The 15,241-nt window shown below is 63.1% G+C and carries 14 protein-coding genes; 5 read left to right on the plus strand and 9 right to left on the minus strand.

Translation table 11 applies throughout. The annotated features are described in order from the left end of the window. Positions 1–2 precede the first annotated feature (2 nt). Positions 3–1,028: an aldo/keto reductase gene (locus I6F35_RS11015; protein WP_225117684.1), complete on the minus strand. Its 1,026-nt coding sequence runs from the start codon at positions 1,026–1,028 to the stop codon at positions 3–5. 268 nt (positions 1,029–1,296) lie between these two features. On the opposite strand from I6F35_RS11015, the gene I6F35_RS11020 reads away from it, so the two are divergent. After that, positions 1,297–2,124: an enoyl-CoA hydratase-related protein gene (locus tag I6F35_RS11020; protein WP_225117685.1), complete on the plus strand. Its 828-nt coding sequence runs from the start codon at positions 1,297–1,299 to the stop codon at positions 2,122–2,124. Positions 2,125–2,250: 126 nt separating this feature from the next. On the opposite strand, the gene I6F35_RS11025 is transcribed toward I6F35_RS11020, so the two are convergent. From I6F35_RS11025 to I6F35_RS11045, 5 genes are all read right to left on the minus strand, one after another. Then, entirely contained in the window at positions 2,251–3,450 is a 1,200-nt protein-coding gene (locus I6F35_RS11025; RefSeq protein WP_225117781.1) for an ABC transporter substrate-binding protein, read from the minus strand. Positions 3,451–3,580: 130 nt separating this feature from the next. Then, complete coding sequence (locus I6F35_RS11030; protein ID WP_225117686.1) at positions 3,581–4,591, minus strand: nitronate monooxygenase family protein; 1,011 nt, start codon at positions 4,589–4,591, stop codon at positions 3,581–3,583. A gap of 22 nt (positions 4,592–4,613) precedes the next feature. Beyond that, the gene (locus tag I6F35_RS11035; RefSeq protein ID WP_225117687.1) at positions 4,614–5,798 is read right to left on the minus strand and encodes an acetyl-CoA C-acyltransferase; all 1,185 of its coding nucleotides are present in this window, start codon (positions 5,796–5,798) and stop codon (positions 4,614–4,616) included. 17 nt (positions 5,799–5,815) lie between these two features. Continuing rightward, positions 5,816–6,955 (minus strand): acyl-CoA dehydrogenase family protein, encoded by a 1,140-nt coding sequence (locus I6F35_RS11040; RefSeq protein WP_225117688.1) that lies wholly within the window; start codon positions 6,953–6,955, stop codon positions 5,816–5,818. Between the two features lie 12 nt (positions 6,956–6,967). Continuing rightward, on the minus strand, positions 6,968–8,149 hold the full coding sequence (locus I6F35_RS11045) for an acyl-CoA dehydrogenase family protein (protein ID WP_225117689.1): 1,182 nt from the start codon (positions 8,147–8,149) through the stop codon (positions 6,968–6,970). A gap of 375 nt (positions 8,150–8,524) precedes the next feature. Between I6F35_RS11045 and I6F35_RS11050 the strand changes: the two genes are divergently transcribed. Together I6F35_RS11050 and I6F35_RS11055 are read left to right on the plus strand one after the other, a co-directional pair. Next, a complete protein-coding gene (locus I6F35_RS11050) occupies positions 8,525–9,265 on the plus strand; it encodes an SDR family NAD(P)-dependent oxidoreductase (protein WP_225117690.1) in 741 nt (246 codons plus the stop codon). 1 nt (position 9,266) lies between these two features. Next, positions 9,267–9,938: a glutathione S-transferase family protein gene (locus tag I6F35_RS11055; protein ID WP_225117691.1), complete on the plus strand. Its 672-nt coding sequence runs from the start codon at positions 9,267–9,269 to the stop codon at positions 9,936–9,938. Between the two features lie 100 nt (positions 9,939–10,038). Here I6F35_RS11055 and I6F35_RS11060 read toward each other — a convergent pair whose 3' ends face one another. Together I6F35_RS11060 and I6F35_RS11065 are read right to left on the minus strand one after the other, a co-directional pair. After that, positions 10,039–11,238 (minus strand): CoA transferase, encoded by a 1,200-nt coding sequence (locus I6F35_RS11060; RefSeq protein WP_225117692.1) that lies wholly within the window; start codon positions 11,236–11,238, stop codon positions 10,039–10,041. Positions 11,239–11,287: 49 nt separating this feature from the next. Further along, a complete protein-coding gene (locus I6F35_RS11065; protein ID WP_225117693.1) occupies positions 11,288–11,923 on the minus strand; it encodes a 2-hydroxychromene-2-carboxylate isomerase in 636 nt (211 codons plus the stop codon). Positions 11,924–12,097: 174 nt separating this feature from the next. On the opposite strand from I6F35_RS11065, the gene I6F35_RS11070 reads away from it, so the two are divergent. After that, entirely contained in the window at positions 12,098–12,937 is an 840-nt protein-coding gene (locus tag I6F35_RS11070) for a VOC family protein (protein WP_225117694.1), read from the plus strand. 47 nt (positions 12,938–12,984) lie between these two features. On the opposite strand, the gene I6F35_RS11075 is transcribed toward I6F35_RS11070, so the two are convergent. Continuing rightward, on the minus strand, positions 12,985–14,604 hold the full coding sequence (locus I6F35_RS11075) for an AMP-binding protein (RefSeq protein ID WP_225117695.1): 1,620 nt from the start codon (positions 14,602–14,604) through the stop codon (positions 12,985–12,987). Positions 14,605–14,666: 62 nt separating this feature from the next. Here I6F35_RS11075 and I6F35_RS11080 point away from each other — a divergent pair, with 62 nt between their 5' ends. Continuing rightward, positions 14,667–15,233: a PadR family transcriptional regulator gene (locus I6F35_RS11080; RefSeq protein ID WP_225117696.1), complete on the plus strand. Its 567-nt coding sequence runs from the start codon at positions 14,667–14,669 to the stop codon at positions 15,231–15,233. The last annotated feature ends 8 nt before the right edge of the window (positions 15,234–15,241 follow it).

A 15,241-nucleotide genomic window follows, 5' to 3' on the forward strand; every position in this document is an offset into this window, starting at 1 on the left:
CGTCAGACCGCCGGCGGATTGCGGTCGATAAAGGTCGAGCGTTGGTGCCAATAGGGATAAGGCAGCGTCACCTTGCTGGCCTCATCCAGCTTGGCAACCTGCTCCTTGGTCAACGACCATCCGATCGCGCCGAGGTTCTCGCGCAGTTGCGTTTCGTTGCGCGCCCCGATGATCAGCGTCGCAACCGTCGGTCGCTGCAACAGCCAGTTCAGCGCGATCTGCGATACGCTCTTGCCGGTGTCCTTGGCGATCTCGTCGATCGCATCGACGACGCGGTAGACGTGTTCATCCGGCACCGGCGGTCCGAAGGAAGACGTCTGCGGCAACCTGCTGACCTCCGGCCGCGGCTGATCGCGCCGGATCTTGCCGGTGAGCCGGCCCCAGCCGAGCGGCGACCACACCACTGCGCCCAGGCCCTGGTCGAGGCAGAGCGGCATCAACTCCCACTCGTAATCGCGCCCGATCAACGAATAATAGGTCTGGTTGGCGACATAGCGCGGGAAGCCGTATTTGTCGGCAACCGAAAGCGCCTTCATCAGGTGCCAGCCAGAGAAATTCGAGACGCCGACATAGCGGATCTTGCCGGCGCGCACCAGCGCATCGAGTGTTCCCAACACCTCTTCGGGCGGCGTGAACGCATCGAAACCATGGAGCTGGAACAGGTCGATATAATCCGTTCCGAGGCGGCTGAGTGAGCCGTCGACGGCCGCGAGCAGATGCTGACGTGAGGAGCCAATATCATTCGGTCCTTCGCCGAAGCGGAAGCTGGCCTTGGTCGAGATCAGCACCTTGTCGCGCCGGCCCTTGATCGCCTGGCCGAGCACGCGTTCGGATTCGCCCATGGAATAGACATCAGCGGTGTCGAACATCGATACGCCGGCATCGAGGCAGATGTCGACCAGCCGCCGCGCTTCGGTCGCATCGGTATTGCCCCACGCGGCGAGACGACCGACGCCGCCGAAGGTGCCGGTGCCGAAGCTGAGCGCGGGCACGCTAAACCCTGATTTTCCCAGGCGTCGATATTCCATCTGCAAGTTCTCCCAGCCTTGACCTGGATCCGTGCGGCCGTTGCCGTCATGTTACAATGGTAACCAAATCTGACGCAGGCGCAATTACGGGCTGTGGAACAAGCAAGTGAAGTCAAAGTGATTTGACACTTTCCCTGACGCGACGCGCGCATCCGCCTCCACGAAACGTCGCCCCAGCAAAAATCGATCCGTGAAGCCCGATCACTCCAATTGCAGCACCGTCCGTGACGTAATATGATGAGTGAAATACAATCGAGAGGATGCTGCCATGTCGGAGGAACTGACCGAGGTTGAAACCGGCACCGGCGAACTGCTGTGCCATGTCGACGGCCGCGTCGCCATCCTCACGCTGAACCGGCCCGAAGCGCGCAACGCGCTTTCGGACAATCTCACCCCGGCCTTGCGGCGCATGATCAAGAGCCTGGGCGACGATCCGAACATTGGCGCGCTCCTGATCACGGGCGCCGGCAATGCGTTTTGCGCCGGCGGCGACGTCAAGGGCATGGGAAGCGGCATTGCACGGCCCGAACGGACGCTCGAGGAGCGTGTCGCCATTCTCCAGGAAAGGCAGCGCACGCTCACGGGCGTGCTGGCGGCTGTCCGCAAACCCACCGTCGCCGCCCTCCCTGGTCCGGCTGCGGGCGCAGGTCTTGCCATCGCACTCGCCTGCGACATCCGGATCGCCGCCGAGTCCGCGATCATGGCTACCGGCTATGCCCGCATCGGCCTATCCGGCGACTACGGTGTTGCCTGGCTGCTGACGCGCCTGGCGGGAACGTCCCGCGCGCGCGAATTGATGTTCCTGTCGGAACGCCTCGACGCCAGGCGCTGCGAGGCGTTCGGCTTGGTCAACCGCGTCGTCCCGGACGATCAGCTGCGATCGGCGGCGCTGGAGCTGGCAAGGCAGCTCGCCGATGGGCCGCCGATCGCGCTCGGCTATATGAAGGACAATCTCGACCACGCCCTCGCCTCAGACCTTCTGGCCTCGATGGACCTGGAAGCCGAGCACATGGTCCGCGCGGCGCGCACCACCGACCACAATGAAGCCGTCCGCGCATTCGTCGAGAAGCGCAAGCCGGTGTTTCACGGGCGGTAGAAGGCGAGACTCCTCGCGGAGCCGAAGGTGGGCAAAGCGAAGCGTGCCCACCTTCTCTTGCCCACCTTCCCTTGCCGATCATGAATGATGGGCACGCTTCGCTTTGCCCACCTGCAATCCCTCACCTCACTCCGAATTCGCATCGAGGATCGCGCCGAAGGGCTCCCAATTGGTGCCGCTCCAGCGCTGCATCTGCAGTTGCGTCCAGACCATATTGTTGCTCTCGGACGTATTGGCCTTGATGCCAGGAGATGCCGTCGGCACGACGAAATCCTTCAGCGATTTCGCCTGCTTGATGACGTTCTTGCGCGACAGGTCATCGCCGCATTGCTTCAGGATCTGCTCCAGGATCATGCCCTGCATGTAGCCGGTGAGATAGCTGGTGTTCTGGATGTCGGCGCCGGGCAAGTATTTCTCGAAGAACACGCGATAGGCCTTCATGCCCTCGTCATTGTCCCACCTTGCATCCGTCGGGTCCTTGTTGATGGTGCCGACGATGACGCCCTTCGAGTTCTCCAGTCCGGCCGGCTTCAACGTGCCTCCGATCGAGCTCGACGGGAAATTGAGGATAACAGTTGCCTTCCAGCCGATTTCAGTGGCTTTACGGATCGCCTGCGCCGCGAATTTCGGCGTGCCCGCGATGAAGAAGCCTTCCGCGCCGGAGCTCCTGAGATTGACCACCTGGGAATCGATCGTCGGCTCCGTCACCTCATAGGCCGCAGTGACGACGCGCTTGTCGAAATCTCCCTTCAGGATCGACTTGAACGCAGCGACGTAGTCTTTGCCAAGGTCATCGTTCTGGAACAGGATCGCGTATTTCTTGCCCGGCAGCGTCTGCTCCAGGAATTTGGCGTAGATCCGGCCTTCTGTCTGATAGCTGACGAGCCCGGTCGTCGTCAGCGGAAACTCGGCAACATCGGTGAACTTGCTCGAGCCGCTGACGATCGCAATTGAAGGAACCCCCTTCGCCTTCAAGTATTTCGCCGTCGCCGAGTTTCCGGGTGTTCCGAGCTGGCTGAAGATGAAGGCGACCTCGTCGCTCTCCACGAGCTTGCGGGCATGCTCGACCGCCTTCGGCGGGCTATAGGCATCGTCCATCGCGATATAGTTGATCTTGCGCCCGTTGATGCCGCCGCGATCGTTGATCATCTGGACATAGCCGAGCACGCCGCGACCTACGAGACCGATCGAGGATGCGGGACCGCTGAACGGAAAGATCCCGCCGATCTTGATCTCGGTCGCGCTGACACCAGGCTCTTCGGCGGCCTTCACCGGCAGCGCCAGCAGCGATGCCACAAGCCATGCTGCAGCCACACTCAATTTCATCTTCATGCTACCCTCCCTCCAAAGCCCGTCACGCACGGGCCAATCATTTTAAAGAAATGCAGGCAGACGCCCGCGGCGTGGTTCGCCTGTCAAGGTGAACCACCCAACATATCGGAATCTCGAAGACCTCTCAGGCGACTGCGCGCGTCGGCGCCTTCGCCCCGGTGCCGTCGAGGAAGCCGGTAAGCCGTTGCCGAATAATCTGCTCGGCTTCCGTCATGACGCGGTCGATCAGTTCCTTCACGGTCGGGATGTCATTGATGAGTCCGACCACCATGCCGCAGCTCCACGCGCCGGCATCCATCTCGCCGTCGACCATCACCTTGGGATAGACGCCCGCAACCTGCTCGTGGATGTCCTGGATCTTGAGGCTCGCGCCCTTCTCGCGCTCGATCTCGAGAAGCTGATCCACGCCCTTGTTCTTCAACACGCGCTCGGTGTTGCGCAGCGCGCGCATCACCAGGCGGGTGTCGAGCTCGGTGGCTTCCACCAGCGCCCGCTTCACATTGTCATGGACCGGCGCCTCCTTCGTCGCGACGAAACGCGTGCCCATGTTGATGCCATCAGCACCCATCGCGAGCGACGCGACAAGGCTGCGTCCATCCGCCATGCCGCCCGAGGCGACGAACGGGATCTTCAATTCATCGGCTGCGCGCGGCAGCAGGATCATGTTCGGGATGTCGTCCTCGCCGGGATGACCGCCACACTCGAAGCCGTCGACACTGACCGCATCGCAGCCGATCTTCTCGGCCTTCAGCGAATGCCGGACGGACGTGCATTTGTGGATCACCTTGATCCCGGCAGCCTTCAGCGCCGGCATGTACTGCTCGGGGCTGCGGCCCGCGGTCTCGACGATCCTGACCCCGCCCTCACGGATCGCGGCGATATATTCCGGATAGGGCGGCGCGGTGAAGCTCGGAAGGAAGGTGAGATTGACGCCGAACGGCTTGTCCGTCATGTCGCGGCAACGCGCGATTTCCTTGGCCAGTAGTTCCGGCGTCTTCTGCGTCAACCCGGTGATGATGCCGAGACCGCCGGCATTCGACACCGCGGCGGCGAGTTCGGCAAAGCCGACATAATGCATGCCGCCCTGGATGATCGGATGCTGGATGCCGAACAGTTCAGTGATCGCTGTCTTCACGAAGTTTCTCCCGCTTTCCCAATCAGTGGATGATTTCAAACAGTCCCGCAGCGCCCATGCCGCCACCGATGCACATGGTCACCACGCCGTATTTCGCCTTGCGTCGCCGCCCCTCTATCAGGATATGGCCGGTGAGCCGCGCGCCGGTCATGCCGTAGGGATGGCCGATCGCGATCGAGCCGCCATTGACGTTGAGTTTCTCAGGGTCGATGCCGAGCTTGTCGCGGCAATAGATCACCTGCACCGCATAGGCTTCGTTGAGCTCCCAGAGATCGATATCGTCGATCTTCAGGTTATGCCGCTTAAGGAGCCGCGGGATCGCGGCGACCGGGCCGACGCCCATCTCGTCCGGTTCGACGCCCGCGGCAACGAAGCCGCGGAAGATGCCGAGCGGCTTCACTCCCTTCTGCGCGGCGACCTTGTCGCTCATGATCACGCATGCAGACGCACCGTCCGAAAGCTGGCTGGCATTGCCGGCGCTGATCGTCTTCCCCTCGAACACCGGCTTGATTTTCGCGAGACCTTCCGCCGTGGTGTCCGGCCGTGGACCCTCGTCCTTCGACAGCGTCACCTGCTTGTAGGTGACCTCCTTCGTATCCTTGTCGACAACCGCCATCCTGGTGGTGATCGGCACGATCTCGTCATTGAAGCGGCCGCCCTGCAACGCGGCGCCGACACGGCGCTGGCATTCGAGCGAGTATTCATCCTGCTGCTCGCGCCCTATCCTGTAGCGCTCGGCAACGACCTCGGCCGTCTCCAGCATCGACATGTACATGTCCGGCTTCATCGCCATCAGTTCGTCGTCGACGGCGTGGAACTTGTTCATGTGTTCGTTCTGCACCAGGCTGATCGATTCGATACCGCCGCCGACCGCGATCTCGACGCCATCGAGCATCACCGAGCGCGCCGCGACCGCGATCGCCTGCAGGCCGGAGGCGCATTGCCGGTCGATCGTGGTGCCGGCGACCGTGACCGGAAGCCCGGCGCGGATCGCGCCCTTGCGCGCGACGTTCATCACCATGGTGCCCTGCTGCATCGCGCAGCCCATCACCACATCCTCCACTTCGCCCGGCTCGATGCCCGCGCGCCTGACCGCCTCGGCCATCACATGGCCGGCCATGGTCGGTCCTTCCGTGTTGTTGAGCGCGCCGCGATAGGCCTTGCCGACGCCGGTCCGCGCCGTCGATACGATCACTGCTTCCGTCATGTGCTTGCCTCTTCTCTTCAGGCGGCCGCGTCGAGCTGCGCGTAGCGCAGGACATGAAAGGCGGGGTCGCCGAACTGGATGTTGATGGATGAAATCCGCTTGAAGTAATGGCCGACATTGAGCTCGTCGGTCATGCCCATGCCGCCGTGAAGCTGCACCGCCTGGTCGGCGACGAACTTTGCGGCATAGCCGATCTTCGACTTGGCGCCGGACGCAAGCCGCGACCGGGCGGCGTCCTTCGATGCAAGGCTGAGGTTGAGATGCTGCATCAGGGAGAGCGCCTCCTGATGCGCGATGAACATGTCGACCATCCGGTGCTGCAGCACCTGGAACGAGCCGAGCGTCACGCCGAACTGCTTACGCGTCTTGCTGTATTCAAGCGTTGCCGCATTCAGTTCTCCCATCGCGCCGACGGTCTCGGCGCATAGCGCGCCGATGGCGCGATCCCGGCAGGCTTCCAGCGCGGCGACGCCCTCGCCTTCCCGTCCCAGCATCTGGCTCGCCGGAACCGAAACATTCATCAGCGCCACCTCGGCGGCACGCCGGCCATCGATGGTCCTGAAGCCCTGCAGATGAAGGTTCGGTGAGTGGCGATCGACAACGAACAGGCTGACGCCGTTGCGATCGCCCCGCTCTCCCGACGTGCGCGCCGAGACGATCAGACTGTCGGCCCAGGGCGCGGCCACGACCGCAGCCTTGGTGCCGCTGAGCACATAGCTGCCGCCCTCACGACGTGCGGTCGTGGAAACATGGCCCAGATCGTAACGTGAACGGCCCTCGGACCAAGCCAGCGCCCAGACCTTTTCTCCGGAGATGATGTCCGGCAGATAGGCGACCTGCTGATCCGCCGAGCCGAAGTCTTCGATCAGCCCGCCAGCAAGAACGACTGTCTCGAAGAATGGCTCGACCAGGAGATGCCTGCCGAACTCCTGCATCATGATCATCGTGGCCAGCGGTCCGCCGCCAAGCCCGCCGATCTCCTCTGAGAATGGCGCGGCGAGCAGGCCGAGCTCCGCGAAAAACGACCAGTGTTTCCGGCTCCAGCCCTCCTCGCTCGCCACGATCTTGCGCCGCGTATCGAAATCATACTGATCCCGCAACAGGCGCTGCACACTGGACCGCAACAGCTCCTGCTCTTCCGTGAACTGGATGTCCATTCCGATGCCTCCCTAGAGTCCGAGCACCGCTTTGGCGATGATGTTGCGCTGGATCTCGTTCGATCCTCCGTAGATGGAGAGCTTGCGCGAGTTGAGATATTTCTCCGAAACGGTGTGCCCGTAGTCCGGCCCCGGCATGAAATGATTGGCGCTCACCGGCTGCTCGCGGATCGCGAGCCCGTAATTGCCGATCGCGCGATGCGTCAGCTCGGTGATGTCCTGGAAGATCTCAGTGCCCCTGATCTTGAACAGCGACGCCGCCGGGCCGGGATCGATGCCGCGCGCCATCTGCGCGACGATGCGAAGCTCGGTCGCCTCCAGTGCCAGCACGTCAAGCTCAATCCGGGCGATATCCCTGACGAACTCGAGATGGGCGGGATCGTCTTCCGGAATTTCCGCCTTGACGATCTTCTTGAGCCGCTCAAGATAACGCGTCGAGCGCCCGATGCCGGCCATGCTGGTGCGCTCATTGCCGAGCAGGAATTTGGCGTAGGTCCAGCCCTTGTTCTCTTCGCCGATTAGATTGGCGACGGGCACGCGGACGTTTTCGAGGAAAACGTCGTTCACCTCATGGCTGCCGTCGATCGTGATGATCGGGCGCACGGTGACGCCGGGCGACTTCATGTCGATCAGAAGAAACGAGATGCCGGATTGCGGTTTCGCGCTTGTGTCGGTGCGCACCAGGCAGAAGATCCAGTCGGCGTGCTGCGCGAGCGTGGTCCAGGTCTTGTGGCCGTTGACGATGTAATGGTCGCCATCACGTACTGCCTTGGTGCGGACGGAGGCGAGATCGGAGCCTGAACCCGGCTCCGAATAGCCCTGGCACCACCAGTCCTCGCCGGACAGGATGCGCGGCAGGAATTTCGTCTTCTGCGCCTCGTTGCCGAAGGTGTAGATCACCGGTCCGACCATGGTGACGCTGAACGCGAGCGGCGGCAGCGTGCCGGCGCGCGTGGTCTCCTGCTCGAAGATGAAGCGCTTGGTGATCGACCAGCCGGGGCCGCCATATTCCTTCGGCCAGAGCGGCGCGATCCAGCCCTTCCTGTAGAGGATGCGATGCCAGAGCAGCATCTGCTCCTTGGTGAGGTCAGTCTCCGGATTGGGGACGCGCATCTCCGCCGGATAGTTTTCCGCGATGAAGGCGCGGACCTCATCGCGAAACGCGGCTTCTTCAGGAGAAAGCACCAGCTCCATCGGACAGCGCTCCTACCGGATTTCGCCGAGGTGGACGGATTTTGGTTCTGTGGCGCGCGGCGCCGGACTTGCCGTCTCGCCGATGCCAAGAGTTGCTGACGAACTAGTTGCTGACGAACTAGTCGCTGACAAATTCGCCACCTCGGAACCTCCCCGACAGATATCGAGCCGCTCGTGAGGCGACTTCATGGGAGCGCATCTAACGTTCTTTTTTAGAACTCGTCAATTGCAATTCTTCGCGAGCGAGCGTCTCGGGCGAGAGGAGATGCGCGCTACTGGCTCAAATATTGGTGCAGCCTCGAACTATTCCATTTACACCATCCTCTTCGCTCTCTATCAATTAGGTACCAAATAAGAACTATATTGGAGGACAGCATGACAGAACGCCGCGGGGTCGCAATATTGGTCGGTGCTGGCGATGCGATCGGAGCTGCCGTCGCGCAGCGTTTCGCAAAGGGCGGCTACACCGTCTGCATCTGCCGCCGTGATGCCGCCAAATCGCAGGGCCTGGTCGATGAGTTGAAGGCGGAAGGCCATGAGGTCCACGCGCTCAGCGTTGACGCCAGGCAGGAGGCGGAAGTCCAGGATCTGTTCGCCCGCGTCGAGAAGGAGATCGGCCCGATCGAGGTCTGCCTCTTCAACGCCGGCTCGAACGTCAACAAGCCACTGCTCGAGACCACTGAAAAGCTGTTCTTCAAGGCCTGGGAACTGGCCTGCTACGCCGGATTCCTGGTCGGCCGCGAGGCGGCACGCTACATGGTGCCGCGCGGCCGCGGCACCATCTTCTTTACCGGCGCGACCGCGAGCATCCGTGGCGGCACCGGCTTTGCGGCCTTCTCATCGGCGAAGTTCGCACTGCGCGCGGTGGCACAGGCGATGGCGCGCGAGCTCGGCCCGAAGAATGTCCACGTCGTTCACCTCATCATCGATGCCGGCGTCGACAGCCCTGCGATCCATGAGCGCATGAAAGCCCGCGGCATCGAGGCAAGCGCGATTCCACAGGACAGTCTCACCAAGACGTCGTCGATCGCGGAAGCCTATTGGTTCGCGCATCAGCAGACGCGGGACGGCTGGACGCACGAGCTCGATCTGCGGCCTTCAGTGGAGAAATGGTGAGATGGCCGCGCCGGAGCTGACCCTCTGGGGCGTGGGAACGAGCCGGACGATAAGGCCGCACTGGGCCATGCACGAGCTTGGCCTCTCCTACCAGACGCGGCCGATCGGTCCCCGCACCGGCGAGACCAAGACCAAGCAATACACCGCGCTCAATCCACGGCAGAAGATTCCGCTGTTGCAGGACGGCGATTTCTGTATCGGCGAGAGTGCGGCGATCGTCGCCTATCTGTCGCGAACCTATTCGACGCCGGATCGCGCGTTGATCCCGGAGAGCCAGCGCGATTACGCCGCCTGGCTTGAATGGTGCTTCTTCATCGTTGCCGAGCTCGATTCGACGAGCCTCTATGTCATGCGGCGGCACAAGGCCGACGCGCTTGGCCACATCTATGGGGTCGCACCCGACGTCGTGGCGCAGGCGGCGGAATATTTCCGCCAGCAGTCGCGCCACGTCGAGGCCGCACTCGCCGATGGACGCCGATACCTGATGGGCGATCAATTCACCAGCGCCGACATCCTGCTCACCACCTGCCTCGATTGGGCGATCGCCTACGGCGTCGGCATCTGCGACCACGCCCATCCCTATCTCGAGCGCATGCATCAGCGCGAGGCCTACAAGCGCGGCCAGGTCGCAAACAAGCCGCTGGCTCCGATCACGCCGCCGCCGAAGACGTGAGTAGCTACACGCGAAGCGGCAGCTTTCCCTCTCCCCGTCCTTTACGGGAGAGGGAAAGAGACCGCCCGCACTAGTTGCTTCGACGTTGATTGCGCCGCTGCTACACCGCGACCCGCACGGCCTTCTCGCTGACCATCCGATCGATTGCGGCATCGTCATAGCCGAGCTCGCGCAATACCTCGCGCGAATGCTCGCCGACGCGGGGCGCCGGTCCGCCGATCACTGCCTCATTGACCTCGAAGCGCGCCGCCGGCTTGGGCTGCCGCACGCGTCCGACCTTGGGCTGCTCGAATTCGGTGATGATATCGCGCGCCACCACCTGCTCGTTGTGGATGATCTCGCCGCGACGCAGGATCGGGGCGCAGGGAACATCAGCGGCATCGAGCCGCTCCAGCCATTCGGCCGTGGTGTGCTGGGCGATATATTCGGCCATCTTATTGATCCGCGCCGTCGCGTTCACCGAGCGCGCGGAAGGTGTCGCAAAGCGCGGATCCTTGGCGAGCTCGGGATCGCCGGTAGCACGGCAAAAGCCCTGCCATTCCGAATCCGAGATCGTGCCGGCGGTGATATAGCCGTCGCTGGTCTTGAACACGAGATCGGGCCGATCGTTCGGATCGGCGGCCGCGGCCTCGGCGCCGACCACCGTGTACTGCATCATGCCTTCCGGCCACAGATACGAGATCATCGCATCGAGCATCGCGACCCGGATGTGATCGCCCTGCCCGGTCTTCTCGCGCGCGTAGAGCGCGGCCGCCACCGCCTGCGCGGTCATCACCGCCGTGGTCTTGTCGCACACGATGGTGCGGATCATCTGCGGACGGTTTGTGACAGGCTGCGACTGGATGTCGGCGAAACCCGACAAGCCCTGAATGATCGGATCGTATACCCGCTTCTTTACATAGGGCCCGGTCTCGCCGACGCCGCTGATGGAGACATAGATCAAGCGCGGATGACGCTGGCGCAGCTCATCCGCACCAAGGCCGAGGCGCTCCATGGTGCCGGGCCGGAAATTCTGCACCAGCACATCGGCCTGCGCGACGAGCTTGGCCAGCACCTCGCGGCCGGCCTCGCTCTTGACGTCGATCGAAAGCGACCGCTTGCCGCGGTTGGAGGAAATGAACAGCGCCGAGAACTCGCCGGCCTTGTCGATGGTGGCGCGGCTGCGGCGGGTGATGTCGCCGCCGACCGGCTCGATCTTGAGAACATCGGCGCCCTGGTCGGCGAGGAACATGGTCGCGAACGGTCCCGACACCACGCCGGTCAGATCCAGCACGCGCACGCCATTGAGTGGGCCCGGCATCACGTTCTCCTTGTTTGTTCGGCGATCTTCCGCCGCCGCGGTTCGCCGCTTACGCGCTCTTCGCCAACTGCCTTGTCTGCTCGATGATGGATTCCTCGACGTCGCGAAGCTGATCCTTGCCGAAGAACATCTCCTTGCCGACGAAGAAGGTTGGCGAACCGAAAGCGCCGCGGTTGACCGCGTCCGCCGTCAGGTCGATCAGCCGCTTCTTCACGTCGTCCTGCTGCGCCCGCGCAATCAGCCTGTCGGCATCGAGGCCGGAAGATTTGAACGCGGCGCGGAACACCTCGACGTCATCCATCTTCTTCGGCTCTTCCCACATGTGGTGGAACGCCGCACGGAAATACGGCTCGAACACGCCTTCGAATTGCGCGGCAACCGCGCCGCGCATCAGCATCAGGGTGATGACCGGGAAGAACGGATTCGGGCGATAGGTCGTGATGTTGTGGCGGCGGATGAAGCGCTCGGTTTCCAGCGCCATGTATTCCGGCTTGTTCTTGATGCCGCGCAGCGAGTCGGCCGGCGACATGTTGCCGGTCGCCTTGAAGATTCCGCCGAGCAGGACCGGCACATAGTCGAACTTGACGCCGGTGCGTTGTTCGATCGATGGAATGACGAGTTCCGCCAGATAGGCGTTCGGGCTGCCGAAATCGAAATGGAATTCAACCTTCAGGGGATTTCCCACCGGCCTCTCCTCGCGGGCATCCGTTATTCTCGGCCTGGCACGTCCAGGCGATCTGTAGCCATGCCCTGGCAAGTCCCTCATACAGTTCCAAAAATGAACTGTCAATTCTCGGGATGATCCAATATGCTGCGCGCGAGCGTTTGTAACGGAGCCGGTCTCTCCCGGAGCGTATTCATGATCACGACCCTCGACCACACCAATGTCCTGGTTCACGATCTCGACACCGGCATTGCCACTTATCGCGAGGTGCTCGCAAGAGAGCCGGCCTTTCGCGCCAGAAACGACGGCATCGAAAGCGCATTCTTCATCTTGGACAATGCCACACTTCGGGTCACGGCGCCCAATGGCGAAGCCACATTCGGCGCGCGCGTCCGCGCCGCGCTTGCCGAGAACGGCGAAGGCCTCTCGGGCCTGGACTTTGCGGTCGACGACATCGAAAAGAGCCATCGGCGCTTGCGGCATATCTCGCTGGAGCCCGACGAAGTCACCGACATCACCTGCAGTGATCTCGCGACCGGCACGACGCTCTCCTGGAAAGGGAGCAGCCTGCCGGCCGAACAATCGCACGGCGTACCGATCTCTTTCAGCAAGCTTCTATCTGAAGCACAGCCGTCGGCGGCAACAGCGTCAGGCACGGTTCGCAGGATGGACCTGGTGGTGGTCGCAACCGACGAGCCGGAGCGCGCGATGGCGCTCTATGGCGCCCGCCTCGGGCTCGACCTGATCTTCGATCGCACCGACGCGACGAACAAAAGCCGGCTGATGCAATTTGCCTGTGGCGACATGCTGATCGAAATCGTCAATCGCCCGACCGAGGGCGAGGCGCGCAAGCCCGACCGTCTGTGGGGCATCGCCTGGTCGGTCGACGATGCCGATGCGGCGCGCGAGCGCCTCTCGCATGCCGGCCGCAACGTGTCCGATGTCAAGGCGGGCGCCAAGCCGGGAACGCGGGTGTTCACGCTCCGCGACGGAACGTGCAACGTCCCCACCCTCTTCGTGCAGCATCTTGCGTGAGCGCCGCAGGCGATCTGCCGCGAACGGCGGCCCGCAACGACGTCCCCTCACGACGACGTCGAATTCTCCGCGAGATGGAGATCGCGGAGCACGAATTTCTGTATCTTGCCGGACGCGGTCTGCGGAAACTGTTCGACGAACCGCCAGACGCGCGGCACCTTGTATGATGCGAGCCGCTGCCGGCAGAATTCCATCAGGTCCTCGCCGGACGCGGCGTGGCCCGGCTTGAGTTGGATGAAAGCAACGGGCACCTCGCCCCAGTCGCGGTCGGGAATGCCGACCACCGAGGCGCCGAGGATCGCGGGATGGGTATAGAGCAGGTCCTCGATCTCGCGGGGATAGATGTTCTCACCGCCGCGGATGATCAGGTCGCGATGTCGTCCCTGCACGCGGCAATAGCCGTGCTCGTCGAGGCTTCCGAGATCGCCGGTGTGCAACCATCCTTCCGCGTCGATCGCCGCGCGCGTCGCGTCCGGATCGTCGAAATAGTCCTTCATGATCGAATAGCCGCGCGCGCAGATTTCGCCGATCTCGCCGCGGGGCAAGATCTCGCCGGTTTTGGGATCGACGATCTTGATTTCGGTCTGCGGCAACGGTCGGCCCACCGTCGAGATCCAGTTGGGATGCGGATCGTCTGGCAGCGTATGCGTGAGATAGGGCGAGGCCTCGGTCTGGCCGAACCCGATCGCGACTTTCACGCCGCGCTCCAGCGCGCGCCGCACCAGTTCGGGCGGAACCGGCGCGCCGCCGAGCGTCACCAGGCGCCAGGACGACAGGTCGCGCTTGCCGATATCAGCAGAGTCCAGCATGCGAATGAGCATCGTCGGCACGCAGATCGTCATCGTGCCGCGCTCTTCCTCGAACAGGCGCAGCATCAGCTCGGGATCGTAGCCCGGCGGCAACACCTGCGCGCCGCCGGTCTGCAGCGCACCGAGCGTGCAGAGGCCGCATCCCGCGGTGTGAAACATCGGCATCGGATTGATCCAGATGTCGCTGTCGCCAGCGCCGATAGTGCGCGCATAGATGCGACCATTGTTGGCGAGATTGCGATGGGTCAGGCGCGCGCCCTTCGGCCTGCCGGTTGTGCCCGACGTGTACTGGATCTGTGCAACGTCGGCGGCGGTCACGTCCGGCAACGGCGCCGCCGGATCGCCACCGCCGATGAACTCCGGCCACGCCGACAAGGCGATGACGTGGCGGAGGTCAGGCAGCGTGTCCCGCACCGCTTCGACCGTGCCGACGAGATCGCGGCTTCGATAAACATCCTGCACGATAACGCCGTTCGCGCGTGACTGCTTCAGGACGAACGCCAGTTCGTCACCGAGATAGGCCGGATTGACGGTGACGAGTGTCACGCCCGCGAGCGCAGCGCCGAATTCGACCAGCACCCATTCCGGCACATTGGCCGCCCAGATCGCGACATGTTCGCCCGGAGCGAAGCGCCGCAGCAGCGCGCGCGCAACCTTCTCGGATTCGGCCAGCAATTCCGTGAACGTCCAGCGGCGCCGCGCGTCCTTCTCCGCAACGCCTTCGACCAGCGCAAGGCGGTTCGGCCATGTCGAGGCGGCCTTGCGCAGAGCGTCGCCGATCGAAATGTCGAAGACCGGCTCGGTCGTATCAGCAGGCAGGTAGGACAGAGAGGATGGGATGCTGCGAATCTCAGGCATAACGCTTCTCCCGCGCGGCTCTCACGGCTGCTATAGTCCATTTTGTATGTATGAATCGGACCATGTCAAATCACGCTGCTGTTTCCGCCCAATCCGACATAAGGCTCGGCCCTGTGTCCTGCCTGGTGCTGGGCCTGATCGGCCTTCGCGGCCCCTCGACCCCCTATGATCTCAAGAAAGCGATCGGCCGCTCGGTCAGCTATTTCTGGCCGTTCCCGCATTCGCAGCTCTATGGCGAGCCGGAACGATTAGAGGCCGCGGGGCTGCTCTCATGCCAGACCGAGCGCGGCGGGCGACGCCGCAAACTCTACAAGCTGACGAAGAAGGGCGATGCGGCGCTGAAGAAATGGCTGAAGACGCCGCCCGACACGGTCTTTGAAATGCGCGACATCGCGGTGTTGCAGCTTTTCTTCAGCGAGTTCATGAGCGAGGAGGATCTGGTGCGGCTGGCCCTGAGCCAGGCCAAACTCTATCGCGAGCGGCTCGCCACCTACGCGGAAATCGAGAAGACCTATTCGAGCAGGATGGGGCGCAATCGCCGGATGGCGTCGCTGTACCTCGGGATCCGCATGGCGACGGCGTGCCTGGAATTCTGGGAGGACATCGCCGCGCGACCGCCCTCCCCGTGATGCCAGCG

The organism is Bradyrhizobium sp. BRP22 (assembly GCF_020194175.1).
Classification (GTDB): Bacteria; Pseudomonadota; Alphaproteobacteria; order Rhizobiales; family Xanthobacteraceae; genus Bradyrhizobium.

What these genes read in the sequence shown, in the direction of transcription:
- I6F35_RS11015 (WP_225117684.1), bottom strand. Translation starts at nt 1,028, where the DNA reads ATGGAATATCGACGCCTGGGAAAATCAGGGTTTAGCGTGCCCGCGCTC.
- I6F35_RS11020 (WP_225117685.1), top strand. Translation starts at nt 1,297, where the DNA reads ATGTCGGAGGAACTGACCGAGGTTGAAACCGGCACCGGCGAACTGCTG.
- I6F35_RS11025 (WP_225117781.1), bottom strand. Translation starts at nt 3,450, where the DNA reads ATGAAATTGAGTGTGGCTGCAGCATGGCTTGTGGCATCGCTGCTGGCG.
- I6F35_RS11035 (WP_225117687.1), bottom strand. Translation starts at nt 5,798, where the DNA reads ATGACGGAAGCAGTGATCGTATCGACGGCGCGGACCGGCGTCGGCAAG.
- I6F35_RS11040 (WP_225117688.1), bottom strand. Translation starts at nt 6,955, where the DNA reads ATGGACATCCAGTTCACGGAAGAGCAGGAGCTGTTGCGGTCCAGTGTG.
- I6F35_RS11045 (WP_225117689.1), bottom strand. Translation starts at nt 8,149, where the DNA reads ATGGAGCTGGTGCTTTCTCCTGAAGAAGCCGCGTTTCGCGATGAGGTC.
- I6F35_RS11050 (WP_225117690.1), top strand. Translation starts at nt 8,525, where the DNA reads ATGACAGAACGCCGCGGGGTCGCAATATTGGTCGGTGCTGGCGATGCG.
- I6F35_RS11055 (WP_225117691.1), top strand. Translation starts at nt 9,267, where the DNA reads ATGGCCGCGCCGGAGCTGACCCTCTGGGGCGTGGGAACGAGCCGGACG.
- I6F35_RS11060 (WP_225117692.1), bottom strand. Translation starts at nt 11,238, where the DNA reads ATGCCGGGCCCACTCAATGGCGTGCGCGTGCTGGATCTGACCGGCGTG.
- I6F35_RS11070 (WP_225117694.1), top strand. Translation starts at nt 12,098, where the DNA reads ATGATCACGACCCTCGACCACACCAATGTCCTGGTTCACGATCTCGAC.
- I6F35_RS11075 (WP_225117695.1), bottom strand. Translation starts at nt 14,604, where the DNA reads ATGCCTGAGATTCGCAGCATCCCATCCTCTCTGTCCTACCTGCCTGCT.
- I6F35_RS11080 (WP_225117696.1), top strand. Translation starts at nt 14,667, where the DNA reads ATGTCAAATCACGCTGCTGTTTCCGCCCAATCCGACATAAGGCTCGGC.